Source organism: Azospirillum oleiclasticum, assembly GCF_013423485.1.
GTDB classification, from domain to species: domain Bacteria; phylum Pseudomonadota; class Alphaproteobacteria; order Azospirillales; family Azospirillaceae; genus Azospirillum; species Azospirillum oleiclasticum.
In genome coordinates this window covers 360,532-385,613 of record NZ_JABFFR010000003.1, presented here as the reverse complement: position 1 = coordinate 385,613, position 25,082 = coordinate 360,532, and the positions used below count along the sequence as shown (strand labels likewise).

At 68.5% G+C, this 25,082-nt stretch carries 23 protein-coding genes, 2 tRNA genes and 1 riboswitch; of the genes, 15 read left to right on the top strand and 10 right to left on the bottom strand.

Going from position 1 to position 25,082, the window contains the following annotated elements; all coding sequences use genetic code 11:
- Complete coding sequence (locus HL658_RS06850; RefSeq protein WP_180281164.1) at positions 1–2,082, bottom strand: hydantoinase/oxoprolinase family protein; 2,082 nt, start codon at positions 2,080–2,082, stop codon at positions 1–3.
- Between the two features lie 222 nt (positions 2,083–2,304).
- Here HL658_RS06850 and HL658_RS06845 point away from each other — a divergent pair, with 222 nt between their 5' ends.
- Entirely contained in the window at positions 2,305–3,435 is a 1,131-nt protein-coding gene (locus tag HL658_RS06845; RefSeq protein WP_180281163.1) for an NAD(P)/FAD-dependent oxidoreductase, read from the top strand.
- A 23-nt stretch (positions 3,436–3,458) separates the two neighbouring features.
- Here the strand turns inward: HL658_RS06845 and HL658_RS06840 are convergent, their stop codons facing one another.
- From HL658_RS06840 to radA, 5 genes are all read right to left on the bottom strand, one after another.
- Positions 3,459–4,169, bottom strand: a complete 711-nt coding sequence (locus tag HL658_RS06840) for an SDR family NAD(P)-dependent oxidoreductase (protein WP_180281162.1) — start codon at positions 4,167–4,169, stop codon at positions 3,459–3,461.
- Positions 4,170–4,235: 66 nt separating this feature from the next.
- Positions 4,236–4,676: a hypothetical protein gene (locus HL658_RS06835; RefSeq protein WP_180281161.1), complete on the bottom strand. Its 441-nt coding sequence runs from the start codon at positions 4,674–4,676 to the stop codon at positions 4,236–4,238.
- Between the two features lie 37 nt (positions 4,677–4,713).
- The gene (gene purF, locus HL658_RS06830) at positions 4,714–6,162 is read right to left on the bottom strand and encodes an amidophosphoribosyltransferase (protein WP_180281160.1); all 1,449 of its coding nucleotides are present in this window, start codon (positions 6,160–6,162) and stop codon (positions 4,714–4,716) included.
- A 10-nt stretch (positions 6,163–6,172) separates the two neighbouring features.
- Complete coding sequence (locus HL658_RS06825) at positions 6,173–6,874, bottom strand: CvpA family protein (RefSeq protein WP_180281159.1); 702 nt, start codon at positions 6,872–6,874, stop codon at positions 6,173–6,175.
- A 34-nt stretch (positions 6,875–6,908) separates the two neighbouring features.
- Positions 6,909–8,291, bottom strand: a complete 1,383-nt coding sequence (gene radA / locus HL658_RS06820; protein WP_180281308.1) for a DNA repair protein RadA — start codon at positions 8,289–8,291, stop codon at positions 6,909–6,911.
- A 137-nt stretch (positions 8,292–8,428) separates the two neighbouring features.
- Here radA and map point away from each other — a divergent pair, with 137 nt between their 5' ends.
- Positions 8,429–9,262: a type I methionyl aminopeptidase gene (gene map, locus HL658_RS06815; protein WP_180281158.1), complete on the top strand. Its 834-nt coding sequence runs from the start codon at positions 8,429–8,431 to the stop codon at positions 9,260–9,262.
- A gap of 1 nt (position 9,263) precedes the next feature.
- Complete coding sequence (locus tag HL658_RS06810) at positions 9,264–9,845, top strand: NUDIX hydrolase (RefSeq protein WP_343055027.1); 582 nt, start codon at positions 9,264–9,266, stop codon at positions 9,843–9,845.
- Between the two features lie 24 nt (positions 9,846–9,869).
- Here HL658_RS06810 and HL658_RS06805 read toward each other — a convergent pair whose 3' ends face one another.
- Positions 9,870–10,571, bottom strand: coding sequence for a Crp/Fnr family transcriptional regulator (locus HL658_RS06805; RefSeq protein WP_180281157.1), 702 nt, complete (start codon positions 10,569–10,571; stop codon positions 9,870–9,872).
- A 192-nt stretch (positions 10,572–10,763) separates the two neighbouring features.
- Here HL658_RS06805 and HL658_RS06800 point away from each other — a divergent pair, with 192 nt between their 5' ends.
- From HL658_RS06800 to HL658_RS06790, 3 genes are all read left to right on the top strand, one after another.
- Positions 10,764–12,356 (top strand): caspase family protein, encoded by a 1,593-nt coding sequence (locus tag HL658_RS06800; RefSeq protein WP_180281156.1) that lies wholly within the window; start codon positions 10,764–10,766, stop codon positions 12,354–12,356.
- A gap of 97 nt (positions 12,357–12,453) precedes the next feature.
- Positions 12,454–12,840 (top strand): hypothetical protein, encoded by a 387-nt coding sequence (locus HL658_RS06795; RefSeq protein WP_180281155.1) that lies wholly within the window; start codon positions 12,454–12,456, stop codon positions 12,838–12,840.
- Positions 12,841–12,938: 98 nt separating this feature from the next.
- The gene (locus HL658_RS06790) at positions 12,939–13,685 is read left to right on the top strand and encodes a DUF502 domain-containing protein (protein ID WP_180281154.1); all 747 of its coding nucleotides are present in this window, start codon (positions 12,939–12,941) and stop codon (positions 13,683–13,685) included.
- A gap of 21 nt (positions 13,686–13,706) precedes the next feature.
- On the opposite strand, the gene HL658_RS06785 is transcribed toward HL658_RS06790, so the two are convergent.
- A complete protein-coding gene (locus tag HL658_RS06785) occupies positions 13,707–15,554 on the bottom strand; it encodes an AI-2E family transporter (protein WP_180281153.1) in 1,848 nt (615 codons plus the stop codon).
- Positions 15,555–15,674: 120 nt separating this feature from the next.
- A riboswitch (TPP riboswitch) is annotated at positions 15,675–15,786 on the top strand.
- A 93-nt stretch (positions 15,787–15,879) separates the two neighbouring features.
- Between HL658_RS06785 and thiC the strand changes: the two genes are divergently transcribed.
- On the top strand, positions 15,880–17,721 hold the full coding sequence (gene thiC, locus HL658_RS06780) for a phosphomethylpyrimidine synthase ThiC (RefSeq protein WP_180281152.1): 1,842 nt from the start codon (positions 15,880–15,882) through the stop codon (positions 17,719–17,721).
- A gap of 227 nt (positions 17,722–17,948) precedes the next feature.
- Here the strand turns inward: thiC and HL658_RS06775 are convergent, their stop codons facing one another.
- Both HL658_RS06775 and HL658_RS06770 read right to left on the bottom strand, forming a co-directional pair.
- Positions 17,949–18,557 (bottom strand): putative adhesin, encoded by a 609-nt coding sequence (locus HL658_RS06775; RefSeq protein ID WP_180281151.1) that lies wholly within the window; start codon positions 18,555–18,557, stop codon positions 17,949–17,951.
- Positions 18,558–18,638: 81 nt separating this feature from the next.
- Positions 18,639–19,304, bottom strand: a complete 666-nt coding sequence (locus tag HL658_RS06770) for a hypothetical protein (RefSeq protein ID WP_180281150.1) — start codon at positions 19,302–19,304, stop codon at positions 18,639–18,641.
- A gap of 319 nt (positions 19,305–19,623) precedes the next feature.
- Between HL658_RS06770 and lon the strand changes: the two genes are divergently transcribed.
- From lon to HL658_RS06730, 8 genes are all read left to right on the top strand, one after another.
- Positions 19,624–22,035 (top strand): endopeptidase La, encoded by a 2,412-nt coding sequence (gene lon, locus HL658_RS06765; RefSeq protein WP_180281149.1) that lies wholly within the window; start codon positions 19,624–19,626, stop codon positions 22,033–22,035.
- Positions 22,036–22,185: 150 nt separating this feature from the next.
- The gene (locus tag HL658_RS06760) at positions 22,186–22,458 is read left to right on the top strand and encodes an HU family DNA-binding protein (protein WP_180281148.1); all 273 of its coding nucleotides are present in this window, start codon (positions 22,186–22,188) and stop codon (positions 22,456–22,458) included.
- Positions 22,459–22,534: 76 nt separating this feature from the next.
- Positions 22,535–22,609, top strand: a tRNA-Val gene (locus HL658_RS06755).
- Between the two features lie 139 nt (positions 22,610–22,748).
- Positions 22,749–22,973 (top strand): hypothetical protein, encoded by a 225-nt coding sequence (locus tag HL658_RS06750; protein ID WP_180281147.1) that lies wholly within the window; start codon positions 22,749–22,751, stop codon positions 22,971–22,973.
- A gap of 151 nt (positions 22,974–23,124) precedes the next feature.
- Positions 23,125–23,201: transfer RNA gene (locus tag HL658_RS06745), tRNA-Asp, on the top strand.
- Between the two features lie 263 nt (positions 23,202–23,464).
- Complete coding sequence (locus tag HL658_RS06740) at positions 23,465–23,833, top strand: NADH-quinone oxidoreductase subunit A (RefSeq protein ID WP_180281146.1); 369 nt, start codon at positions 23,465–23,467, stop codon at positions 23,831–23,833.
- A complete protein-coding gene (locus tag HL658_RS06735) occupies positions 23,824–24,369 on the top strand; it encodes a NuoB/complex I 20 kDa subunit family protein (RefSeq protein WP_180281145.1) in 546 nt (181 codons plus the stop codon). The genes HL658_RS06740 and HL658_RS06735 overlap by 10 nt, the downstream gene beginning before the upstream one ends.
- A gap of 27 nt (positions 24,370–24,396) precedes the next feature.
- Positions 24,397–25,038 (top strand): NADH-quinone oxidoreductase subunit C, encoded by a 642-nt coding sequence (locus HL658_RS06730; protein ID WP_180281144.1) that lies wholly within the window; start codon positions 24,397–24,399, stop codon positions 25,036–25,038.
- Positions 25,039–25,082 lie beyond the last annotated feature (44 nt).

The following is a 25,082-nucleotide window of genomic DNA, read 5'->3' as shown; positions in this document are numbered from 1 at the left end:
TCACTCGGCAAAGGTCAGGTGGAGATTGAGGTGGCGGTCGACATGGACCATGGCGCCGGACGGGATGGCGACGGTGGTGTCCTCCTGGGCCACCACCGCCGGCCCGGCGAAGCGTCCCCCCGGCCGCAGCCCGTCGCGCCGGTAGAGGCCGATCCGCTCGGTCGTCCGGCCGGTGAACACCGCGATCGCGCGCTCCGGTGCGGCCGGCGCGTCGACCTCGTCGGCGTCGGGGAAGGTCAGCTTTGGTCCGGCGCCGATCGCGCTCAGGCGGATGTTGACGATCTCGATCCGCCCCTCGGGGTCGTGGAAATCGTAGAGACGCTGGTGGGTGTCGTGGAACGCCGCGGCGATCGCGGCGGCATCGCCGGCCTCCAGCCACTCCGGCCGCAGGGCGACCTCTATCTCGTAGCTCTGGCCGGCGTAGCGCATGTCGGCCGAGAGCTGGAGGTCGATGGCCCCGTCGTGACCCTGGGCGGCCAGCCAGCGGCACCCCTCGTCGGCGAGGGCCGACACCACACCGCGCAGGGACGGCAGCAGCCCGGCCGACAGGTCGGCGAACAGGGTCCGGATGAAATCGCCGCGCAGGTCGGCGACCAGCCCGCCCAGCGCCGACACCACGCCGGGGCGGCGCGGTGCCATCACCCGCGCCATGCCGAGCTCGCGGGCGAGGAAGGTGCCGAGCATCGGGCCGCCGCCGCCGAAGGGCATCAGGGTGAACTCGCGCAGATCGACGCCGGTGCGCGATGCCAGCTTCTCCACCTCGACCAGCATCTCGGAGACGGCGACGTCGAGGATGGCCTGCGCGGTCTCCTCGACCGGGCGCCCCAGCGCCAGGGCCAGGCGGGACACCGCCTCCCGCGCCAGGCCGGCGTCCATGCGCAGGCGGCCATAGGCCATGTCGCTGTGGCCGAGCCAGCCGCACACGACCATCGCGTCGGTCACCGTGGCGCGGTCGCCGCCCTTGCCGTAGCAGGCCGGGCCCGGCACCGACCCCGCCGATTCCGGGCCGACGCGCAGCACGCCGTGGGCGTCAACGCCGGCGATCGAGCCGCCGCCGACGCCGATGGAGCTGACCGACACCGACGGGATGTAGAGCGGGAACTCCCCGATCAGCTCGCCGGTGCCGAACTGCGCCTCGCCATCGACGATCAGCGCGAAATCGGCCGAGGTACCGCCGATGTCGAGCGTCAGGACCCGTGTCTCCCCCGCCTGCCGGGCCAGCCAGGCCGCCCCGATCACGCCAGACGCGGTGCCCGACAGCAGCATGTGCACGCAGGCGTGCCGACCCTCCGCCGCCGTCATCACGCCGCCGTTGGTCTTGGTCAGCATGGCCGTGGCCGGCACGCCGGACGCGGCGAGCCGCCGTTCCAGCGCCGCCAGATAGTCGGAGACGCGCGGGTGGACATAGCCGTTGAGGATGGCGGTGGTCGTCCGCTCATACTCGCGGATCACCGGCCACACCTCGGACGAGGTGAAGGTGAACAGCTCCGGCGCCAGACGGGCGATTTCGGCCTTCACCGCGGCCTCCTGGCGGCCGTCGCGCCACGCGTGCAGGAAGGACACGATGATCCCCTTCGCCCCCTTGGCCTTCGCCGCGTCGACCGCCGCCGCCAGCGCCGTAAGATCAGGGGCCAGGGTCTCGGTCCCGTCGGCTCGCAGGCGGGCCGGAATGCCGAACACCAGATCGCGGGAGATCAACTGGTCCGGACGCGCGCAGAACAGCGAATAGGTGTCCGGCATGCGCAGCCGGGCCAGTTCGATGACATCCTCGAAGCCGGCGTTGGTCACCAGGGCCAGCCGCACGCCCTTGCGCTGGATGATGGTGTTGATGCCGACGGTGGTGCCGTGGACGAAGCGCGACACCGCCGCCGGGTCCAGCCCCTCGCGCTCGGCCAGCAGCGCCAGCCCGGTCATCAGCTCGGCCCCCGGCTCGTCGGGGGTCGTCAGCACCTTCAGCGAGGCCATCCGCCCCGATCGGGTTTCCAGCGCGCAAAAATCGATGAAGGTTCCGCCGATATCGACGCCGATCTTCCAGTCGGCGGCTTCGTTCCCCCCGGCGGCCGGGGCACTGGCACCATCCATGATCGACCCTTTCCTGCGATGGCCGAAGGCTGGCATGAGGGCCGGGGCGGGGTCCAAGTGGCAATCCGGCCGCACGCATAAGCCGGCCTTATGCCGGTGCCCGGACGCGACCATAGGCCCCGCTTATGGCCGTGCCCGGAAGCCGTCTTTGCATCCAGCCCCGTGCATCCGCCAGGATCCGGGCGGTGCGTACCCCGCCGGGGCAAGCGGATGGAGACGGTGATGGATGTGATCGTGCTCGGCGGCGGTCTGATGGGATCGGCCGCGGCCTTCTTCCTCGCACGGCGCGGCCTGGGGGTGACGCTGGTCGAGCGCAACCGGATCGGCACGGGGGCCACCGTCGCCTCCTTCGGCAACATCCGCCGCACCGGCCGCCATCTGCCGCAACTGCCCCTGGCCCACCGCTCGCTGCGGCTGTGGGGGGAGGCGGAGCGGCTGCTGGGCCGCGACGTGGAGTTCCGGGCGACCGGCCACCTGCGTCTCGTCTTCGACGCCGACGGGCTGGCCGACATGCGCCGCTTCGCCGAGGAGGCCAGACCCTGGGGGCTGGAGCTGGAGGAGCTGACGCCCGCGGACATCCGCGCCCGCTTTCCCGGCGTCGGGCCGGAGGCGATCGCCGCCTCCTTCTCGCCCATGGACGGCAGCGCCAACCCGCGGCTGGTGTCGATCGCCTTCGCCGACGCCGCCCGCCGGCTGGGCGCCCGGATCGTGGAGGAGGCCGAGGTCGGCGACGTCTCCAGGACCGGCGCGGGGTTCGCGGTGACAACCTCCAAGGGCGTCCTCGCCGCGGACTGCCTGCTCAACACCGCCGGGGCCTGGGGGGCGCGGATCGCCGCCCGTTTCGGGGAGCCGGTGCCGCTGACCGCCCGCGGCCCGCAGATGGGGGTGACCGAACCCCTGCCGCACCGGGTGCTGCCGGTGGTCGGCATCTGGAGCCGCGGCGAGCGGAGCGGCGGCTATCTGCGTCAGGTCGAGCGCGGCAACATCGTATTCGGCGGTGCCGCCGAACGGGTGGCGGTGGATCTCGATCCGGGGCACGCCAGGGCCGATCCGGGACGTCTGCCCCACCAGCTCCGGCAACTGGTGCGGCTTCTGCCGGCGCTCGCCCGCGTCGCCGTCATCCGCACCTGGTCGGGCTGCGAAGGCTATGTCGCCGACATGCTGCCGGTCATGGGGCCGTCGGCGACCACCCCGGGCCTGTTCCACGCCTTCGGCTTCTGCGGCCATGGCTTCCAGCTCGGCCCCGGCGTCGGCGACGTGATGGCCGAACTCGTCGCCACCGGCCGCACCGACACGCCGCTGCACGACTTCCGCATCGACCGCTTCCCGCCGGGCGCTTTCAGCGCGGGATGATCGCCCGGCCGTCGGCGCGACGGTCAGCCCTGCGCCTTGACGATCTCGCCATGACGGGTGCAGGCGGGTTCGGCCAGGGCGACGAAGGCGTCGGTGATGGCATCGGGCTGGGTCAGTGTGGACTGGTCCTCGCCGGGGAAGGCCTGGACGCGCATCTTGGTGGCGACGATTCCGGGGTCGATCAGGTTGACGCGCAGGTTGGAGGACGCGATTTCCATCGCGTAGCTGCGCACCAGCATCTCCAACGCCGCCTTGCTGGCCGCGTACGGACCCCAGTAGGGGTAGGGGGCCTGGGCCGCCCCGGAGGTCACGAAGATCGCCCGGCCGGCGTCGGACGCGCGCAGCAGCCGGTCGGCGGTGCGGATCAGGCGGTAGTTGGCGGTGACGTTCACCGTCATCACCCGGTCCCACAGCTTCGGCTCGAACTGCGCGACCGGCCCCAGGGTCTCCAGCACGCCGGCGTTGCCGACGAGGATGTCGAGGCGCTGGAACCGCTCGTAGATGGAATAGCCGAGCTGGTCGATCTGGTCGGTCTTGCGCAGGTCGAGCGGCACCAGGGTGGCGCTCTGGCCGGTGGCGGTGCGGATGGCGTCGTCCACCTCCTCCAGCCCGCCGACGGTGCGGGCGGTCAGGATCACGTGCGCGCCTTCGGCGGCGAAACGCTTGGCGACGGCGGCGCCAATGCCGCGGGAGGCGCCGGTGATCAGGGCGACGCGGCCGGACAGACGGGACATGGGGCGTGCTACTCGCGGACTATGGAAACGGGGCGGGGGAAACGGGGCGGGGGAGGCGGACGGCGGTCAGGTCCGGGCCTGGATGGCCATGATCCGCGGCGGCGGCGGGTCCACGGAGAACAGCCACAGCACCTGGCTGCCCACCCACTGGACGCTGGTGAGCGTGGCGCCCCAGGCGACGCCGAACAGACAGCCGGTGCCGGCGGCGGTCGCGATCTCGGCGGCCCCCAGCGGAGCCCCGATGCCGGTCACCACCGCAGGGGCCGACAGCACGGCGGAGAAGACCATGGTCACGGTCGCCCCCTGCACGCACCAGCGCAGTGGGTACGCGGCCACCGAATAGCCCGCATCCGCCGGCGGTGCCGGTTGCGGCTGCGGGGTCTGCTGCGCGCCATGGCCATAGACACGCGGGTCCACCATCAGACCCGCCCGGGCCGGCGCGGCACCGGCAAGCAGGGCCACGGCCCCCACCGCCGCGACCGCCAGAGGCGCACGCCAATCCGCCATGGTCTCCGTTCCCCTCCAGCCGCAGGACGTCGTCACATCAGGCGCGCAGCGCCGGACGCAGGTTTTCGATGCTGTCGCGCTCGTCCCGGTCGGTCAGGCGGATCGGGTAGTCGCCGGTGAAACAAGCGTCGCAATAGCGCAGCGCGTCCGGATCGCGCCGCGGCTCGCCCATCGCGCGGTAGAGACCGTCGAAGGAGATGAAGGCGAGGCTGTCGGCCTGGATGAACTCCCGCATCTCCTCCACCGAGAAGCGGTGGGCCAGCAGCTTGTCCTGCTCGGGCGTGTCGATGCCGTAGAAACAGGGGTGCGCGGTCGGCGGGCTGGAGATGCGCATGTGCACCTCCGCCGCCCCGGCGGCGCGCACCATTTCCACGATCTTCTTCGAGGTGGTGCCGCGCACGATGCTGTCGTCCACCAGGATGACGCGCTTGCCCTCGATCACCCGGCGGTTGGCGTTGTGCTTGAGCTTCACGCCAAGATGGCGGATCTGGTCGGTCGGCTCGATGAAGGTGCGGCCGACATAATGGTTGCGGATGATGCCCAGCTCGAACGGGATGCCGCTCTGCGTCGCGTAGCCGAGTGCGGCCGGCACGCCGCTGTCGGGAACCGGGACGATGGCGTCGGCCGGCACATGGGCCTCGATCGCCAGCTCCTCGCCGATGCGCCGCCGCGCCTCGTAGACGGAGGACCCCTCGATCACGCTGTCGGGGCGGGCGAAGTAGATGTACTCGAAAATACAGAGGCGCCGCGGCTGCTGCTGGAAGGGGCGCATGGAATGCACGCCGGACTCGTCCAGCACGATCATCTCGCCCGGCTCGACGTCGCGCACGAAATCGGCGCCGACAATGTCGAGCGCGCAGCTTTCCGACGCCATGATGTAGCTGTCGCCGAGCTTGCCCAGCACCAGCGGCCGCACGCCCAGCGCGTCGCGCACGCCGATCACCTGCTTCGGGGTGATGGCGACCAGGGAGAAGGCGCCCTCCACCTGCCGCACCGCCTCGATCATGCGGTCCACCGGGGAGCCGCCGCGGGCGAGCGCCATCAGATGGACGATCACCTCGGTGTCGGTGGTGGACTGGAACAGGCAGCCGCGGCGCACGAGCTGGCGGCGCAACGACTGCGCGTTGGTCAGGTTGCCGTTGTGCGCCAGGGCGAAGCCGCCGAATTCCAGCTCCGCGAACAGCGGCTGCACGTTGCGCATCATCGCCGCACCGGTGGTGGCGTAGCGCACATGGCCGATGGCCGCCGGCCCCTTCAGCTTGGAGATGACCGCCTCGGTCGAGAAATGGTCGCCGACGAGGCCCATCGTGTGCTCGACGTGGAAATCCCCGTCGAAGCTGACGATGCCCGCCGCCTCCTGCCCGCGGTGTTGGAGCGCGTGCAGCCCCAGCGCGGTGATCGCCGCGGCCTGTGGGTGGTTGAGGATGCCGAACACCCCGCACTCCTCGTGCAGCTTGTCGTCATCGAACGGGTGCGTCGTCAGCATCCTTGTGTCCTCACTGTGCAGGCGCCGGACCCTGCGAGTTCTGTTGGAAGAGCTGGTCGAGGCTGCCGCGCTCCGACCTGTTATAGCCCCTCTCGCCGTCGGGCGCACCCGTCTTGCTGCCGGCGGGCACCGGAGTGGCCAGGCGGTCGAGCTGCTCCTTGGCCTCGACCGCCTGTCGGACCCGGTCGCGGGTCAGATCGGCGCGGGCAAGCCCGTCAGCCCTCAGATTCTCAGGCACCAGCGCATAGATCATGCCGGCACCCTCGTGCAGCAAGGGGCGCGTGCGCGCGTCCTTCAGCCACTGCGGATGCTCGGGCGGAGGCACCAGCCAGACGAAGAACAGGTATGCGACGGACGCGAGCAACGCTCCCTTGCCCAGACCGAAGACGAAACCGAGCGAGCGGTCGACCGCCGACAGTGACGAGTTCTGCACCCGCCGGGACAGGATGTTCGCCAGGATCTTCAACGCCACCAGCGCCACGCAGAAGATCACCGCGGCCGACGCGGCGTAGGCCAGCATCGGCACCTTGATGAACTGCTGCGCTACCGGCAGGGCGCTGGGCAGGGCGTAGAGGGTGGCGAGCGCCGCCCCGGCCCAGGCGGCCAGCGACAGCACCTCCGCCACCATGCCGCGGGTGAAGGCCAGCAAGGCCGACAGCAGGAGCACGGCGACGACCGCCATGTCCGCCGGGTTCATCGGTAGGTTTTCCATGGTCCGCTATCCTCGACCCGCCATCCCCGATCTGCTATCCCCGACCGGGCCCGGGTTCGCCCTGCTGGAACAGTGGCAACAGTTCACCGAGGCGCCGCAGCTCGACGGTGCGCAGCCCGCCATCGCCCCGCCCGGCACCGGCGCGGGCCGGCATCAGGGCGGTGGCGAAGCCGAGCTTCGCCGCCTCCTTCAGCCGCGGATCGGTCTGGCCGACGCCGCGCACCTCGCCCGACAGCCCGATCTCGCCGAAGACCACGGCATCGGCCGGAACCGGCTCCCCCGTCAAGGACGAAACGAGGGCCGCGGCGACCGCGAGGTCCGCCGCCGGCTCGGTCACACGCAATCCACCGGCCACGTTCAGGTACACGTCGTTGGCGCCGATCGCCACGCCGCAGCGCGCCTCCAGCACCGCCAGCACCATGGCGAGCCGCGCGGAGTCCCAGCCGACCACGGCGCGCCGCGGTGTGCCGAGCGGGGAAGGGGCGACCAGCGCCTGCACCTCCACCAGCACCGGCCGCGTGCCCTCCATCCCGGCGAAGACCGCGGCTCCCGACACGTCACCGCGCCGGTCGGCCAGGAACAGGGCGGAGGGATTGGAGACCTCCGACAGCCCGCCGTCGGTCATCTCGAACACGCCGATCTCGTCGGTCGGGCCGAAGCGGTTCTTGACCGCGCGCAGGATGCGGAACTGGTGACCGCGGTCGCCTTCGAAATAGAGGACGGTGTCGACCATGTGCTCCAGCACGCGGGGGCCGGCGATCATGCCCTCCTTGGTCACGTGGCCGACGAGGATGAGGACGACGCCGCGGCGCTTGGCCACGCGGATCAGCTCCTGCGCCGAGGCGCGGACCTGCGCCACCGTGCCGGGCGCGCTGTCCAGCGTGTCCACATACATGGTCTGGATGGAGTCGATGACGACGATCTCCGGCCCGTCGGCGGCGTCGAGTGCGGCCACCACGTCGCGCACGCTGGTGGCCGAGGCCAGCGCCACCGGCGCCTCCGCCACGCCCAGCCGGCGCGCGCGCAACCGCACCTGATCGACCGCCTCCTCGCCGGACACGTAGGCGACGCGGTGCTCCTGCGCCAGCCGCGCGGTTGCCTGGAGCAGCAGGGTGGATTTGCCGATGCCGGGATCACCGCCGACCAGCAGGGCCGAGCCCGGCACCATGCCGCCGCCACACACGCGGTCCAGCTCGGCGATGCGGGTGAGGCGGCGGGGCGGGGCGGCGCCGGCACCCGTCAGGCCGACAAACTCGATGCGGCGGCCCTTGGCGACCCCCAGCCCCTTCGGCGCCGCGTCGGGCACCGCCTCCTCGACCAGCGTGTTCCACTCGCCGCAGGCGTCGCAGCGCCCCGCCCATTTGGGGAAGGAGGCGCCACAGGACTGGCAGGCGTAACGGGTGGTGGGCTTCGCCACGGTGGGTGTGAACCGGCCGTTGTTTCGGAAGGCCCTCATATAGCAATCCGCCGACGCCGCGCCTATGCCGGAAACGCAGCCCTTGCCCCCGATGCGGGTATTCCGCTAGGTGGGGGCATGAGTGAAAGGGTGAAGGAATGAACGACGCATCGGGCGCGTACGCGATCGACATCGATGGGCGGCGGGTGCCGCTGCTCGGGCCGGGGGATTTCGAAGGGCTGAGGCGTGCCGGGCGGCTGGCCGCCGAGACGCTGGATCACATCGCCCCCTTCGTGAAGCCGGGGGTGAGCACGGGCCATCTCGACCGGCTGATCGAGGCGTTCCAGCGCGAGCACGGCGGCATCCCGGCGACGGTCGGCTACAAGGGTTATCCCAAGGCCTCCTGCATCTCCCCCAACCATGTCGTCAACCACGGCATTCCCAGCGACGACAAGCGGCTGGCCGACGGCGACATCGTCAACATCGACGTGACGGTGATCCTGGACGGCTGGTACGGCGACACCAGCCGCATGTTCTATGTCGGCGACCGGATCGGGGTGAAGGCGCGCAAGCTGGTGGAGCTGACCTACGACTGCATGATGGCCGGCATCGCCCAGGCGAAGCCCGGCGCACGGCTGGGCGCCATCGGGCACGCCATCCAGACGCTGGCGGAGGCCAACCGCTGCTCGGTCGTCCGGGAGTTCGGTGGGCACGGCATCGGCCGGGAGTTCCACGGAGCCCCGCACGTCAACCATTTCGGCCGGCCGGACGAGGGCATCGAGCTGCGCCCCGGCATGGTCTTCACCATCGAGCCGATGATCAACGCCGGCAAGGCCGACGTGAAGATCCTGTCGGACGGCTGGACCACCGTCACCCGCGACCGCTCGCTGTCCGCCCAGTTCGAGCATCAGGTCGGCATCACCGAGGACGGCTGCGAGATCTTCACCCTGTCCCCGGCCGGCTACACCAAGCCGCCCTACCCGGTGGGCTGACGTGACGGACGAACTCAAGCCCTGGCGGGTGCTGGAGAGCCGCGAGCTGCTGGACGCCTCGCCCTGGATGAGGGTCGGCGTCGACACGGTCGAACTGCCGGACGGGCGGGTGGTGGAGAATTTCTACCAGCTCCGCCAACCCGCCTTCGTCTGCATCTTCCCGGAGATGGAGGACGGGCGGATCCTGGCGATGCGCCAGTACCGGCACGGGCCGAAGCGGGTCTGCCTGACCTTCCCCGGCGGCCACATGGACAAGCCCGGCGAGAGCGCGCTGGAGACGGCGAAGCGAGAGCTCATGGAGGAAACGGGCTGCGTGGCGGAGCGCTGGACCGACCTCGGCGCCTACACCATGTACGCCAACGCCGGCGGCGCCACGTCCCACATGTTCCACGCCACCGGCTGCCGCCGGGTCGCCGAGCCGGACTCGGGCGATCTGGAGGAGACGCGGATCGAGCTGCTGACGAAGCCGGAGCTGCTGGCCGCCGCCGGCCGCGGCGAGATCGCCCTGATGACCCAGATCACCCTGCTGGCGATGGTCACCAGCCCGGAGCTGATGGCCGCCATCGGCAAGGCGGCGGGGTAGGGGCGTCGGCGCAGCGGCGGTGGCTCACCCGACGCCGCGCACCTCCTGCACCATCTCGTCCAGACGGTCGAAGGCGCGGATCACCAGCGACGATCCGCGCTTCTCGATCACGCCGTCGCGGGTCAGCTCCCCCATCACGCGTGCCACCGTCTCGCGGGTCGCGCTAATGCGGGCGGCGATGTCGCCATGAACCGGAACCGGGGTGATCACGGCGGTGCCGTCCGGCTTGCGGTTGGGGCGGGCGAGGCGCAGCAGTTCGGCGTGCACGCGGTTGTTGGCGGCGAGTGTCGATAGATCCATGATCCGCTCGGTCGCCTGCCGGACCATGGCGCACAGCCGGCGCATCAGCATCAGCGCCAGCTCGGGCCGGTTGGTCACCAGCTCCTGGAAGGCGCGCGGGGCGAGGAAGGCCACCAGCGTGTTGTCGTCGCGGGCGACCACCGAGGCGGAGCGCGGGCCGCCGTCGATGGCCGCCAGCTCGCCGATGAAGCCGCCGGCCTCCACCTCGTCGAAGCTGATCTCGCGGCCGGACACGGAGTGGCTGACCACCCGCACCGCACCCTCCACCACGAAGCAGACGTCGCGGGTGTCGCTCAGATGGTCGATGATCTGTTCGTCGGCGCGGAATCGGCGCCAGCGGCATTGGCGCGTCAGCGCCAGCCGTTCATCCGCATCCAGCGTGCGGAGGATCGCGATGCGGTCCAGACTCGCGCTGACCGTCTCCATGCCGTGCCGCCCCCGTTCGTATGCCCGATCATAGCGGAGCCGACGGTTCCCGCAAAGCCGCCGTTGACGGCGCGGCTTCGGGAGACCACGCCAATCCGCCGGTTGCGCGGCGTCGATGGCCTCGCCAAGATGCATACTCCGAAAGGTCGGGCGTTTGGCCCGGCCGGCGCAACGGCTTGGTGGAGACCGCGCGTGGCCGCGATCCGGATGCTCATCGCCTTTCTGTGCGTCGTCTCCGCCCTCTGGCTTCCGTCGGCCGCCACGGCCGGGGACCGGGTGGCGCTTGTGGTGGGGAACGGCGATTACCGCCACGCGACGCCGCTGCTCAATCCACCCAACGACGCCAAGCTGATGGCGTCCACGCTGGACGACGCCGGCTTCGACCTGATCGGCGGCAAGCCCCTGATCGACCTGTCGCGGGAGGATCTGGAGAAGGCGGTGCGCGAGTTCGGCCAGCGCATCCGCGGCGCGTCGGCGGCGGTGTTCTTCTACGCCGGCCACGGCATCCAGATGAACGGCACCAACTACCTCGTCCCGGTCACCGCCAAGGTGGCGTCGGAGGCGGACGTCCGCTACGAGCTGGTGGATGTCGGGCTGGTGCTCGACGCCATGGACGGCAACGACCGGCGGATGAACATCGTGGTGCTCGATGCCTGCCGCAACAACCCGTTCGGCGGGCGCGGCATGCGCTCGGCCTCCTCCGGGCTGGCGCAGATGCAGGCGCCGGCCGGCACGGTCATCGGCTACGCCACCCAGCCCGGCGCGCTCGCCGCCGACGGCGACGGCCGCAACAGCCCCTACACCGCGGCGCTGGCGGAGGCGATGCGGCGGCCGGGCAGCACGGTGTTCGACGTGTTCAACAACGTCGGCGTCCAGGTGATGCGCAAGACCGGCGGCAGCCAGCAACCGTGGTTCTCGACGTCGCCGCTGGACGGGGAGTTCCACTTCTTCGCCCCCACCGGTGCGGCCAAGCCGCCGCCGCCCGGCCCCGCCGCCGACCGCGAGGTCGCCTTCTGGAATTCCATCAAGGACAGCGCCGACCCCACCCTGTTCAAGGCCTACCTGGAGCAGTTCCCCGGCGGCACCTTCCGCAGCCTGGCGGAAAGCCGCCTGCGCACGCTGACGCCCATCCCGGCCGCCCCGCAGCCGGCCACACCGGTCCCCGCGCCGGCCCCGGCCGCGCCGCAGGTCGCCGGCACCGTCGCCCCGCCCGTTCTGCCCGGCAAGCCGCCATCCGCGGGCAGCATGCTGTTCGACGCGTCCGCGGTGCCCTATGTGAAGCCGGCCGCGCGCGAGACGCTGTCCCGCTACGCGTCGGCACCGTCGCCGAAAGCGTTCGCGGTCGCCACGAACGGCTCCTACGCTTACGTCACCAGCGCCAACGGTCCACTGCCGCCCTCGCGTGTCGCACGGGCGGCGCTGGAGCGGTGCGAGTTCCTGGCGGGGCGCCGCTGCGCCCTCTACGCGGTCGATGACCGTCTGGTCGTGCCACCCGGCACGCCCCTGCGGCTCGCCGACTTCGAGATCGAGAAGGAAGGGGCGGTCAATCCCGCCACGGTGCCCTTCCTGACGCGGGCCGATGCTTTCGCCGCCATGGGGGTCTATGCCGGCAAGTCGGAGTCGAAAGCCCTGGCGCTCCATTGGCGCGGCGCCTACGGCTACGCCACCGGCCGCAAGACGGAGGACGAGGCGCGCGAGGCGGCGTTGGAATACTGCGCCAAGCACGAGCCGGAGGGATGCTTCATCTACGCCGTGGACGACGAGATCGTGTGGGAGGTGCCTTGAGCGTGGCCTGTGACCAACGCCATGCGCTAAGGTGTCGTTAACCGATTCGGCGGGTAGATGGGGCGTCCGTACCCGCAGCCGCCGAAGGTTCTTTCCGATGTTCAGCCGAATTCCCAGCGCGCGCCGTGTCGAGACCCAGCGCCTGCTGTCCGTCGTCGCGATTCCCTTCGCGGCGGCGCTGGCCATGGGAACCGCGGTGCTGGCGAGCGGCACCGCGGTGCTGCCGACGGCGGAGGGTGGCGGGACTTTGGCCTTTCTGCTGGAGTTCGTGAAGTTCTGCTATCTGGCGGTCGGCATGGCGCACCTGTCGGGGGCGCTGGCGGAACGCTTCGCCGGCGGCCTGCCCGCCGGCCTGTGGCTGGACGAGCTGGGCGAGGAGCGCAGCCCGGCCACCACGCAGAGCTTCTGGGACACCTTCCCCAACCATGTGGACGGCTCCGCCATCGCGCTGGGTGTGGCGGTGCTCTGCTGGACCCTGGGCTGAAGCGCCGGGGGCGCCGTTCAACAAAAGCATGAAAGGTCGTTGAGCCGCGCGCCCCGCCGGTCCATCATGGCGCGTTGCGATCACGCGCGAGGCCTTTCGTGAACCCCAGCGACGACGGACAGACGACCGAGTCCGCGCCCGAACCGTCCCACCCCCAGCCGCCGAAGCCGCCGCGGCGGGACGGCATCGGCTTCACGGGCCGGTTGCGCGCCTATTTCCTGGCCGGCGTGCTGGTGACGGCCCCCATCGCGATCACCGCCTACATCGCGTGGTGGTTCATCTCCTTCATCGACAACACCGTGCGCCCGCTGATCCCGGCGGGCTACATGCCGGACTATTACCTGCCTTTCTCGGTGCCGGGCATCGGCGTGCTGGTGGTGATCCTGGCTCTGACGCTGATCGGCGCCTTCGCCGCCGGCTATGTCGGGCGGCTGCTGCTGCGCGCGGGCGAGGGGGTGGTGGCCCGCATGCCGGTGGTGCGCAGCGTCTACGGCGCGCTGAAGCAGATTTTCGAGACGGTGCTGGCGAAGAAGTCCAACGCTTTCCGCGAGGTGGTGATGGTGGAGTATCCACGCCACGGGCTGTGGTCGATGGGCTTCATCACCGGCACCGCGCATCCGGAGATGCAGAAGGTGTCGGCGGAGGAGATGGTGCACGTCTTCATCCCCTGCGCCCCGCCGACCGCCGGTTACCTGATCGTCGCGCCGCGGCGCGAGGTGGTGGTGCTGAACATGACGGTGGAGGACGGGCTGAAGCTCGTCGTCTCCGGCGGCATCGTCAGCCCGCCCGACCGCGGCTCCGGCGAGGTCGCGGAGCTGCCGATCGTTGAGCGGCGGCGCGCGTAACCGTCGCCAGCCGGTGGCCGGTCACTCCGCGGCGTTCAGCGTCACCGCCCCGCCGAGCTCCTCCAGTTGCTCGACGGCCGCGCCGATGTTGGTCGCGACCCGATCGGCCGCGGTCTCGGCGGTCGCCCGCCGTGGCGCGTCGGCTTCCGGATGGGCTTCCCAGAGACACAGCAGGATCGGCACACCGGGGCCGAGCCGCCGCCGTAGCCGGGCCACCGTGCGGCGCGCGTGCGACAGGGCCGACGGGTTCAGATAGGACACCGCCGCCGCGCGCACCCCGGCCGCATCCAGCCTGTCGATGTGGCGTGGCGAAAGCTCTGCGCAGGCGATGACGGGGGCATCGGCACCATCGCGGCGGAGGCGTTCGGACAGCAGGCGGGCGGCAGCCTCGTCCAACTCGTTGCGGCCGGCGATGCAGAGGATCCGCCCGGTTCCAGGCGAGGTTGCCGATGCACCGAGGTCACCGAGCGACTCCAGCAGCGCCGCCATGCCCGTCGCCACCGCGTGCCGGCCCTCGGGCAGCAAGGTGCCGCGCTGCCGGTCCTGTTCGGCCAGCGACAGGGCCGGCAGCAGGACGCGGTCGAGCAGGGCAGGGAACTCCCCCTGCTCCAGTGTCGCCTCGCAAATCTCGATGGCCTCTTCCGGATCGCCGGCGAGGAGGCGCTGGTACACCTTGGCCTCGTCGGGCAGCACCGGCCTGTCGCCGAACATCACCTCAAGAAAATGCAGTTGCGGCACATGGCGGCCCAGCACCACCAGGCAGACGGTCAGCGGAGTCGCCAGCAGCAGACCCACCGGTCCCCACAGCGTCGTCCAGAACACGGCCGACACGATGATGGCGACCGCCGACATGCCGGTCGCCGGGCCATAGAGCCAGGGCTCGACCACGTTGTTGCTGAACAGCTCCAGCACCACGAACAGACCGGCGGTGAGAAGCGGCATGGTCCAGCCGGGGTCCACGGCGATCGACAGCAGCAGCGGAAAGGACACCGCGATCACCGGTCCTGCGAAGGGCACGAATCGCAGCACGAAGGCCAGCAGCCCCCACAGCGCCGGATTCGGCACGCCGATCAGCCACAGCCCGATGCCCACCGGAATGCCGAAGAGCGCGTTGACCACCACCTGCATCAGCAGATAGCGGCTGACCCGCTTGCCGGCGTCGTTCATCGCCACGGTGGTGCGCGACAGGTCGCCCGACCCGGCCAGCCGGATGAAGCGGTCGCGCAGATCCTCGCGTTGCAGCAGGATGAACAGGGTGAAGACCAGCACCATGCCGAGCGTGGCGAGCGGGGCCAGCACCGGGCCGAGATAGTTGCCGAGGACCTCGACGGGACTCGCGTCGTCCTCCACCCGGACCAGGACGGGTGTCTGCGCCGGCGGCGTGTCGGGGTTGACGCCGGGGGACGGCGGCTTTTCGGGGCTGGCGGCCTGCTGGATGTCGCTGCGCAGGTGCCGCACCATCGACGACACCCGGCTGACGAGCCCGCCACCCTGACCGGCACCCTCCAACGACTGGATCTTCTGCCGGATGTTGCGCTCGTAGGTGGGGGCGTTGCCGGCGAGGTCGGCGATCTGGGTACCCACCATCAGGCCGAAGCCGGCGATCACGACGAAGAGCAGCGCCACCACCGCGGCCACCGCCGGCACCCGTGGCACCCGCCAGCGCCGCAGCCGCGACACCAGCGGCGCCAGCACGAAGCTGAGCAGCACCGCCAGCGCGATCGGCACCAGCAGGTCGCGCCCGACATAGAGCGTGACCATGATCAGGGCCAGGATCATCAGCATGGTGGTGACCGGCGGCGACTCCGGCGCCGCGGACGGGACCGGAATCGGCCGCGCCTGGAGTTTCGACGCGGTGTCCTGTGGCATCCGGGCAATCCCTGTGGTGTCGGCCTCGTGGTGCTGGCGGGCCTGTGATGAACGTCGGCCGTCCGATCGGGTTCCGCCGCACGCGGCGTTGACAGGCGCATCGTTCGTGTCCAACACTGTCCGCGTTCCAAGGGGAGCCCCGGCCGGGGGCTGAGACACCGTCGCGATGCGCGGAAACCCTTTGAACCTGATCCGGGTCGTACCGGCGTAGGGACAGGAACAGGCGCAGCACCGGCACCCGTGGGTCGCCGGTGGGCCGCTCATCCAATCACCGCGCGAATCGCCCGGATCTCCTCGACCGACGAACGATGGAGATCCAAGCACCATGCCCGACAGCCTTCCCGTGCAGCCTTTCCCCGTCGAGCCATTCGGCGTCACCACCGGGCCGCTGCCGTCCTCCCGCAAGATCCATGTGCCCGGCCGCATCCATCCGGAGCTGCGCGTCGCGATGCGCGAGATCGACCTGACGCCATCAGCCAACGAGCCGCCGGTGCGCGTCTACGACCCCTCCGGTCCCTACACCGACCCGGCCGCCGCCACCGACATCCGCCGCGGCCTGGCCGCGCTGCGCCGGCCCTGGATCGAGGGGCGCGGCGATGTGGAGCCGTGCGACGGCCGCAGCGTCCGGCCGGAGGACAACGGCCTGAAGGCGGGGGAGGAGAGCCCGGTCCCCGTCTTCGACCGCGCCGGCCGGCAGCCGCTGCGGGGCCGGGCCGGGCTGGCGGTCACCCAGCTCGCCTACGCCCGCGCCGGCATCGTCACGCCGGAGATGGAGTACATCGCCATCCGCGAGAATCTGGGCCGGGAGGCCCTGCGCGAGGCCGGTGCGTTGGACGGCGAGAGCTTCGGCGCCGCCATCCCCGCCCATGTGACGCCGGAGTTCGTGCGCGACGAGGTGGCGCGCGGCCGGGCCATCATCCCCGCCAACATCAACCACCCGGAGTCGGAGCCGATGATCATCGGCCGGAACTTCCTGGTGAAGGTGAACGCCAACATCGGCAACTCCGCCGTCTCCTCCTCGGTGGCGGAGGAGGTGGACAAGCTGGTGTGGTCGATCCGCTGGGGTGCGGACACGGTGATGGATCTGTCCACCGGCCGCAACATCCACACCATCCGCGAATGGATCATCCGCAATTCCCCCGTGCCGATCGGCACCGTGCCCATCTATCAGGCGCTGGAGAAGGTGGGCGGCAAGGCCGAGGAGCTGACCTGGGACATCTTCCGCGACACGCTGATCGAGCAGTGCGAGCAGGGGGTGGATTACTTCACCATCCACGCCGGGGTGCGGCTGGGGCACATCCCTCTGTCGGCGCGCCGGGTGACGGGCATCGTCTCGCGCGGCGGCTCGATCATGGCGAAATGGTGCCTGTCCCACCACAAGGAGAGCTTCCTTTATACCAACTTCGAGGAGATCTGCGCGATCATGCGCTCCTACGACGTCTCCTTCTCGCTGGGGGACGGGCTGCGGCCGGGCAGCATCGCCGACGCCAACGACGCCGCCCAGTTCGCCGAGCTGGAGACGCTGGGCGAATTGACGCAGATCGCCTGGAAGCACGACGTGCAGGTGATGATCGAGGGGCCGGGCCATGTCCCCATGCACAAGATCAAGGAGAACATGGACAAGCAGCTCGCGCTGTGCGGGGAAGCGCCCTTCTACACGCTCGGGCCGCTGACCACCGACATCGCTCCCGGCTACGACCACATCACCAGCGGAATCGGGGCTGCGATGATCGGCTGGTTCGGCACGGCGATGCTCTGCTACGTCACGCCCAAGGAGCATCTGGGCCTGCCCGACCGCGACGACGTGAAGACCGGCGTCATCACCTACAAGATCGCCGCCCACGCCGCGGACCTCGCCAAGGGGCATCCCACGGCGCGGGCGCGCGATGACGCCCTGTCGCGGGCGCGATTCGAGTTCCGCTGGCGCGACCAGTTCAACCTCTCGCTCGATCCCGACACCGCCGAGCGCTTCCACGACCAGACCCTGCCGGCCGACGGGGCGAAGCTGGCCCATTTCTGCTCGATGTGCGGGCCGAAATTCTGCTCGATGAAGATTTCGCAGGAGGTGCGCGACATGGCCGGCCGTGAGGAGCAGGAGCGGGGCATGGCCGCGATGTCCGAGTCCTTCCGCGAACAGGGTGGGGAGGTGTATCTGCCCGCCAGCTGAGCGGTTTCAACGAACCTGCTGCTTGAGTGATGGAGGGGGGAATCGCCGCCCCCCTCGTGTCCAACTCCCGGTCCGCTCCGGACGACCATGGAAACGTCTCGCACCGCGGCCGTTCACAAGTCCCGGGTCGGCTCGACAGCGGATGTCGCACCGACCCGCGGAGGGCCGCGCTGCCGCGCTTCACCCCGTCCATGGTCTCCGCCGGGCCAATTGATGTGGTGACGGTCTTAGAAGTCACTGAGCAGGGGCTGGTATTCGACCGATCCGGTCTTGATGCTTGTGCCACCGACCAGGCAGCGGCAGAACGAGCAGTGGAAATTCACCAGCGTGCTCATTTCACGACGAGCGGCCGCGATGGCGTCACTCAAATTTTGATTCGTATTGAACCAGCGATTCCGGATCGTCAAGATGTTCATGGAGTTGGTTTGTTGCATTGACAACTTCCAAGATTTTTCGTCCATTATACCTTTCAGAGAGAGAATTTGTGACGTGTACGCGTCATCTCTCTGAATGGCGTCATGGATGGTTTCATAAGTTTCACCGCTTTTGCTGTGGCGGCCTTGATATTTTGATAGAATATAATTCCTGCATTTTTGATTGTCGGAGATGGTTTCTACCGGCTTTCCTTTTTTGTACATCAACGCCATGCCGGGATCGGCCAGAGCGAAGTCGTGGTCGACGTAGAAGTAAAGGGTGCACCCTTTCACGGTAAAATCACTGGTTGTCTTTTTGTAACCGCCATGCGCGGAAATCAGGCAATCCGTTTTGTTCGTCTCCGACTTGAACAGGTAAAAATGGCTGCCAAGCGCGGTAGCTCCCTTCGGTCGCTGTGCCATATCCTTTCCCTCCCTCGACGAAATAGATCATACAGCTATACGCACGCCATGGCCGATGCCTGTCGCCGACGGCACATCCCGTCATTGCAATCGGTCCACCTGCTCGATCCGGTAGTTCCCGAATCCGCCGCTCAGCACCTGGGCGTAGATCCGCCAGCCGTTGTTTCCGCGCGCGCCGATGATCGAGCAGGACCCGTAGCCGCCATCGAAGTGCCGGTAATCGTCACGCATGAAGCGGTTCTGGTACATGCCGAGGCTCTGCAGCATCTGCGCGTTGTTCGTCAGCCCGTCGTCGCCCTGGATGTTGTGGTGCGCCACGCGGATGGTGCCGTTCGGTCCGATTGTCCAGCCGAAGGAACAGCCGTCCATCATGGCGTTGAAGAAGAGCTGCGCGTCCGCTCCGATCACCAGCGAATAGCCCGAATCCGCGCGCCAGGGCAGGAAATAGGCCAACAGCTCACCACCGCCGTCCGGCGTGACGTGGTAGAAATCGCCGTCGGTCGCCCAACCGTTCTGGCCGTTGCGGTATTCGACGTTGAAGCTGTCGCGGTGGGTCGAGCGGAACCGCATCGGCCGGTGCACACTCGGCAGGGTCGGGCCGATCATCAGGGAACCGGCGGTGGATTGTTGCCAGCCATTCGGGGAGATGCCGTTCGCCAGATCGAATTGGATCACGGTGCTGGCAAGAAAGCCCGCCGGGTCGTTCACGAGGGCTGTCCTGAGCTGTTGCGCGGTAAGACCAGGCACGCGCCTCTCCTCTCGCTGCGGGCTGTGAAGACGACCTGTCGGATGGCAGCCTGGTTGTCCATCGCGAAGGGTGGCAACCCTGAAAAGCATAGCCGGGCAATCCTCTCGCGCAAGGGTCCGTTGCCGCTCCGGTCCCGATTCACGCCGGCGATCCGGCCGTGGTCGTTGTGCGCCCGCGACGCCTTCCCCTTGAAGGGTGGGTAGGGGTGTGCCACGTTACTTTCACACCGGGCGGTGTTCTTGCGCTCATTGCGAGGCGGGACGCCATCGTCAGGCCCATCCCGGGCTGGCGGTTTCCCCTTGAAGAGGCACAGAAGCGATGTTCGAGATTCCCCGTGGTGTCCTCTATCCGGTCCTGCCCCTGCGGGACATCGTCGTGTTCCCGCACATGATCGTTCCGCTGTTCGTCGGGCGCGAGAAGTCGGTTCGCGCGCTCGAGGATGTGATGAAGGATGACAAGCAGATCCTGCTCGTCACCCAGAAGAACGCCGCGCAGGACGATCCGAACCCGGCCGACATCTACAGCGTCGGCACCGTGGGGACCGTGCTTCAGTTGCTGAAGCTGCCGGACGGCACGGTGAAGGTGCTGGTCGAAGGCGGACAGCGGGCGTCCATCGTGAAGTTCGCGGAGAACGACGACTTCTTCCAGGCCTACGCCGATCCCATCGAGGAGAAGGCGGGCGAGAACCAGGAGCTGGAGGCGCTCAGCCGCGCCGTGGTCTCGCAGTTCGAACAGTACATCAAGCTGAACAAGAAGATCCCGCCCGAGGTGCTGGTCTCGATCAACCAGATCGAAGAGGCCGGCAAGCTGGCCGACACCGTCGCCTCGCACCTGGCGCTGAAGATTCCCGAGAAGCAGCAGCTTCTGGAATGCGCGACCGTGTCGGAGCGGCTGGAGCGGGTCTACGCCTTCATGGAGGGCGAGATCGGCGTGCTGCAGGTGGAGAAGCGCATCCGCAACCGCGTCAAGCGGCAGATGGAGAAGACCCAGCGCGAGTACTACCTGAACGAACAGCTCAAGGCCATCCAGAAGGAGCTGGGCGAGACCGAGGACGGTCGCGACGAGGCCGCCGAGATCGAGGAGAAGATCAACAAGACCCGCCTCAGCAAGGAAGCACGCGAGAAGGCCCTGGCCGAGCTGAAGAAGCTCAAGACCATGAGCCCGATGTCCGCCGAGGCGACGGTCGTGCGCAACTACCTCGACTGGATCCTGTCGATTCCGTGGAAGAAGCGCACCAAGGTCAAGAAGGACATCAAGCTCGCGCACAAGATCCTCGACGCCGACCATTACGGCCTCGACAAGGTCAAGGAACGCATCCTGGAATACCTCGCGGTGCAGAACCGCATGAACAAGGTGAAGGGTCCGATCCTGTGCCTCGTCGGGCCTCCCGGCGTCGGCAAGACCTCGCTCGGCAAGTCGATCGCCAAGTCCACCGGCCGCAATTTCGTGCGCATGTCGCTCGGCGGCGTGCGTGACGAGGCGGAGGTGCGCGGCCACCGCCGCACCTACATCGGCTCGATGCCCGGCAAGGTCATCCAGGGCATGAAGAAGGCGAAGTCGTCGAACCCGCTGTTCCTCCTGGACGAGGTGGACAAGCTCGGCGCCGATTGGCGCGGCGACCCGTCCTCGGCGCTGCTGGAGGTGCTGGATCCCGAGCAGAACGGCACCTTCAACGACCATTACCTGGAGGTCGATTACGACCTGTCCGACGTGATGTTCGTCTGCACGGCCAACACGCTGCGCATGCCGCAGCCGTTGCTGGACCGCATGGAGATCATCCGCGTCGCCGGCTACACCGAGGACGAGAAGGTCGAGATCTCCAAGCGTCACCTGATCGAGAAGCAGGTGAAGGCGAACGGCCTGAAGAAGGGCGAGTTCAACATCTCCGACGACGCGCTGCGCGACCTCATCCGCTATTACACGCGGGAGGCCGGCGTGCGCTCGCTGGAGCGCGAGATCGCCAACCTCTGCCGCAAGGTCGTCAAGGAGATCCTGATGAAGGGCTCCGAGAAGGTCCAGATCACGCGGCGCAACCTCGACAAATACGCCGGCATCCGCCGCTTCCACTTCGGCGAGGCGGAGCTGGAGGACCTCGTCGGCGTCACCACCGGCCTCGCCTGGACCGAGGTGGGCGGCGAGATCCTGTCGATCGAGGCGGTGGCGCTGCCCGGCAAGGGCCGCATCACCACCACCGGCAAGCTCGGCGACGTCATGAAGGAATCGGTACAGGCCGCGGAAAGCTATGTGAAATCCCGCGCCGTCGCCTTCGGCATCAAGCCGACCATGTTCGAAAAGCGCGACATCCACGTGCACGTTCCGGAGGGTGCCACCCCGAAGGACGGTCCGTCGGCCGGCGTGGCGATGATCACCTCGATCGTCTCCGTGCTGACCACCATCCCCGTCCGCAAGGACGTGGCGATGACCGGTGAGATCACGCTGCGCGGTCGCGTGCTGCCGATCGGCGGGTTGAAGGAGAAGCTGCTGGCAGCGCTGCGCGGTGGCCTGAAGACGGTGCTGATCCCCAAGGACAACGAAAAGGATCTGGCCGACATTCCGGACAATGTGAAGCGGAACCTGACCATCATCCCGGTGAATTCCGTGGACGACGTGCTGCGCAACGCGCTGACCAAGCCGCTCGAGCCGATCGAGTGGACCGAGCCGGAGGAACGTGTCGAAACCCCGTCCAAGGCCCGCGACGGCGAGGCCGCGGGAGAGGTGTTGCGGCACTGACGTAACCCGCGGAAATCAGCCGTTTTTCCAGGAAATGCCGCCCGTCCTTCATTGACGGGCGGCATTTCCTGCGCTTACACTCGGCGCTCGCGAAGTCGGGGGACGACTTTGATCTTTGGTTTTTAAACGATTTGGGGAAGGGGGATTGTAATGAACAAAAATGATCTTGTGGCGCTTGTCGCCGACGCCGCCGGTTTGTCCAAGACCGACGCGACGAAGGCGGTGGATGCGGTGTTCGACGGCATCTCCGACTCCCTGAAGAAGGGCGACGAGGTGCGGCTGGTGGGTTTCGGGACCTTTGCGGTCGCCGAGCGCGCCGCCAGCGAGGGGCGCAACCCGCGCACCGGTGAAAAGATCACCATCCCGGCGTCCAAGCAGCCCAAGTTCAAGCCCGGCAAGAACCTCAAGGACGCGCTCAACTGAGCACGGCGTTACCCGCGCTCCGGCCGGCCCGTGCCGGCCGGCCGGCGCACCGGGCGACGGCCCCGGCGACCTTTGCGGGCGATTAGCTCAGGGGTAGAGCGCCTGTCTTACACGCAGGATGTCGGGGGTTCGAAACCCTCATCGCCCACCATCCCGCCGCGGCGCCGCCGATCGTGCCGCAAGTGGCCCCGCGCTCCATCGCGACTCTGCGGCACTACGAAGCGCCGGGCGGCAGCACGCGAACGTGTTATGCTCCCCACGGATGATCCGACGAAGCGACGGAGGACGGCGTGGGTATTGATGAGCGGCGGTTGGGCGACCGGATTTTGAACGCCCTTGAACTTGCCATCGAGCAGGAGAATCTCGAAGTCGCCGAGCTTCTGGCCCGCGCGCTCGAAGAGGCGTTGACCGGATTCGGCGGGCCCGGTGCCATCGACCGCCGTGAATTGCCGGACGCCATGCTCGCCGCCTTCGACGGGCTCGACCGGCTGCGCCGCCGCACGCTTGCCGGTTGACCGTTCTGAATAGGGTTCGCCACCGCCGGCTTTATTTCCGTTGACAGGGGCGGGGCAGGGCGGCTAGAACGCCGCCCACGACGGAACACCCCGTCCGGCGGCTCCGGCCGCCGCGGTTCGGAAACCCCGACCGTCCGGTGTTCCTCGTTGCGCGGGTGTAGCTCAGTTGGTTAGAGCGCCGGCCTGTCACGCCGGAGGCCGCGGGTTCAAGTCCCGTCACTCGCGCCATTCTCCCTTTCGTCGTTTTTTCACCCTTCGAAAATCGCCTGCGACGAATTCGCTGGTAACACCAAGTGCCCGCTAAGGCTTGGTGTGACTGGCTTTTTGGCCGCTGGAGAATGTCTCAAAGCGCTTTCCTTGGGCGAGCGATGGGCCTATAGTGCCGGCCGTCTGAAGGGCTAATCCAAGGCATTCCTGCCACGCCATGACGTGTCGGCCCAATTCGGGGGCCGTGCCGTCTAGGTGGCATGGGCTGACGGGAGGACCAAGGGGTGAGCAACCCGCTTATTTTCGAGTACCTTCCGATCCTCGTGTTCCTGCTGATCGCGATCGGCCTGGCGGCCGTGATGGTCGGCGCCTCCTACGTGGTCGGCGGCAGCAACCCGGACGCCGAGAAGGTGTCACCGTACGAATGCGGATTCGAGCCCTTCGAGGACGCCCGCACCAAGTTCGACGTGCGGTTCTACCTGGTCTCGATCCTGTTCATCATCTTCGACCTGGAAGTCGCGTTCCTGTTTCCCTGGGCGGTCGCCCTGGGTGACATCGGGCTGTTCGGCTTCTGGTCGATGATCGTGTTCCTCGGGATCCTGACGATCGGGTTCATCTACGAGTGGAAGAAAGGAGCTCTGGAATGGGAGTAGGAGCCGCGAACCCGCTGGCGCCGATTCCGCCCGGACCGGAACAGGACGCCTATTTCCGCGCGGTGAACGAGGAGATCCAGGACAAGGGTTTCATCACCGCCAAGTACGAGGATCTGCTCGCCTGGGCGCGCACCGGGTCGCTGTGGCCGATGACCTTCGGGCTGGCCTGCTGCGCGGTGGAGATGATCCACGCCTACATGAGCCGCTACGACCTCGACCGCTTCGGCGTGATCCCGCGCCCCAGCCCGCGCCAGTCCGACTGCATGATCGTGGCCGGCACGCTGACCAACAAGATGGCCCCGGCGCTGCGCAAGGTCTATGACCAGATGCCGGAGCCGCGCTGGGTGATCTCGATGGGGTCCTGCGCCAACGGCGGCGGCTACTATCACTACTCCTACGCGGTGGTGCGCGGCTGCGACCGCGTGGTTCCCGTCGATATCTACGTGCCCGGCTGCCCGCCGACCGCGGAAGCGCTGGTCTACGGCATCCTGCAGCTCCAGAAGAAGATCCGACGCGGAAACCGCATCGCGCGCTGAAGACCAAGAAGGCAGGCGAACAGGCCCATGACCGAAGAAGCGCTCAAGGAACTCGGCGACCACATCGCGTCGCGCCTCGGCGACGATGTGCTCAAGGTCGAGATCAAGCTTGGCGAGCTGATCGCCATCGTCCGCCGACCGGCGATCGTGAAGGCCCTGACCTTCCTGCGCGACGACACCAACTGTCGTTTCGAGCAGGTGATGGACATCACCGCGGTCGATTATCCCGAGCGCGAGGAGCGCTTCGAGGTCGTCTACAACCTGTTGAGCCTGAAGCACAACCAGCGAATCCGGGTGAAGGTCACCACCGACGAGGACACCCCCGTCCCGTCGGTGGTGTCCGTCTACAGCGCCGCCAACTGGTTCGAGCGCGAGACCTGGGACATGTTCGGGGTGTTCTTCTCCGACCACCCGGACCTGCGCCGCATCCTCACCGACTACGGGTTCGAGGGGCATCCCTTCCGAAAGGACTTCCCGCTGACCGGCTACGTCGAGGTCCGTTACGACGAGGAGCAGAAGCGCGTCGTCTACGAACCCGTCAAGCTGACGCAGGACTTCCGCACCTTCGACTTCCTGAGCCCGTGGGAAGGCATGACCAACGTGATGCTGCCCGGCGACGAGAAGGCGCAGGCACCGAACACCGGCAACACGACCGGGAGCAAGCCGTGAGCACGACCGCGACCGCGCCGACCGGGCACGCCGGCGGCAAGCCG

Coding starts and splice junctions, on each gene's coding strand:
- HL658_RS06775 (WP_180281151.1), bottom strand. CDS start 18,557: ATGGCACAGCGACCGAAGGGAGCTACCGCGCTTGGCAGCCATTTTTAC.
- HL658_RS06835 (WP_180281161.1), bottom strand. CDS start 4,676: ATGGCGGATTGGCGTGCGCCTCTGGCGGTCGCGGCGGTGGGGGCCGTG.
- thiC (WP_180281152.1), top strand. CDS start 15,880: ATGCCCGACAGCCTTCCCGTGCAGCCTTTCCCCGTCGAGCCATTCGGC.
- HL658_RS06760 (WP_180281148.1), top strand. CDS start 22,186: ATGAACAAAAATGATCTTGTGGCGCTTGTCGCCGACGCCGCCGGTTTG.
- HL658_RS06730 (WP_180281144.1), top strand. CDS start 24,397: ATGACCGAAGAAGCGCTCAAGGAACTCGGCGACCACATCGCGTCGCGC.
- HL658_RS06805 (WP_180281157.1), bottom strand. CDS start 10,571: ATGGAGACGGTCAGCGCGAGTCTGGACCGCATCGCGATCCTCCGCACG.
- lon (WP_180281149.1), top strand. CDS start 19,624: ATGTTCGAGATTCCCCGTGGTGTCCTCTATCCGGTCCTGCCCCTGCGG.
- HL658_RS06840 (WP_180281162.1), bottom strand. CDS start 4,169: ATGTCCCGTCTGTCCGGCCGCGTCGCCCTGATCACCGGCGCCTCCCGC.
- map (WP_180281158.1), top strand. CDS start 8,429: ATGAACGACGCATCGGGCGCGTACGCGATCGACATCGATGGGCGGCGG.
- HL658_RS06825 (WP_180281159.1), bottom strand. CDS start 6,874: ATGGAAAACCTACCGATGAACCCGGCGGACATGGCGGTCGTCGCCGTG.
- HL658_RS06735 (WP_180281145.1), top strand. CDS start 23,824: ATGGGAGTAGGAGCCGCGAACCCGCTGGCGCCGATTCCGCCCGGACCG.
- purF (WP_180281160.1), bottom strand. CDS start 6,162: ATGCTGACGACGCACCCGTTCGATGACGACAAGCTGCACGAGGAGTGC.
- HL658_RS06845 (WP_180281163.1), top strand. CDS start 2,305: ATGGATGTGATCGTGCTCGGCGGCGGTCTGATGGGATCGGCCGCGGCC.
- HL658_RS06850 (WP_180281164.1), bottom strand. CDS start 2,082: ATGGATGGTGCCAGTGCCCCGGCCGCCGGGGGGAACGAAGCCGCCGAC.
- HL658_RS06785 (WP_180281153.1), bottom strand. CDS start 15,554: ATGCCACAGGACACCGCGTCGAAACTCCAGGCGCGGCCGATTCCGGTC.
- HL658_RS06795 (WP_180281155.1), top strand. CDS start 12,454: ATGTTCAGCCGAATTCCCAGCGCGCGCCGTGTCGAGACCCAGCGCCTG.